This window comes from Herbidospora sp. RD11066 (assembly GCF_054661255.1).
Genome location: NZ_BAAGDO010000031.1, coordinates 1 through 679 on the forward strand (window position 1 = coordinate 1; position 679 = coordinate 679).

The 679-nt window shown below is 54.8% G+C and carries 1 protein-coding gene; it reads right to left on the reverse strand.

Annotation, left to right across the window (positions count from 1 at the left end; all coding sequences use genetic code 11):
• Positions 1-585 (reverse strand): hypothetical protein (locus ACYQ78_RS39230; protein ID WP_459806077.1); only part of this gene is annotated, 585 nt, incomplete at its 3' end.
• Positions 586-679 lie beyond the last annotated feature (94 nt).

Sequence of the window (679 nt, forward strand, 5' to 3'; positions counted from 1 at the left end):
GGGGTAGGATGCATCGGACAAGGCTTTTGCAGCTTCACCAATTTTGTCTCCAGAAGGCACAACTGCAGGAGCACTGGCCGTGGCCACCTGGTTCTTTTCAACAACATCCTTGAATTCCAGGAATCCTTGGTAGGCCTTCTCGGCATCGGGTCCGTTCACCAAGGACTTCATGTACGCTGGCACTCCGGGGTCCGTGATGGCTGTTACTGAATCGTAAACGGCCATGACCTTTGCTTTGGGGACCGAAGCGACAACACGGCCAATGGCTGCATTCACCGCATCCCAGTCAGCGCGCGAAGTCACACCATTTGGCCCGCTGATGCTCCCGATGGCCTTGTGATGTGCTTCTGCTGCCTCCTTCAGAAGCTTTGGATCTGCGGCTGCCCCCATTTCGATCATCTTGTCAATGGCTTTCAAAGCTTCCAAGGGCTGAAACTTGCCGGGGGCTTGCAAGAAAATGCCATTGTTCCAGTCCACTTCCTTGGCAAAGGAGTAGGAAGCATCCCCAAGTTTCTTTGCAGCATCGCCGATCTCATCAGCAAAAGCCGCAGGAGCCATCATCATGCTGGCTGCTGCTGCGGCCACTGGAGCAGCATGCCGAGGCCCAGGCACAAAATTCAAGTGCTTCTGCAGACCGCATGCAACAGCCACCGCAACTCCTACAGCAATAGCTTTCCTT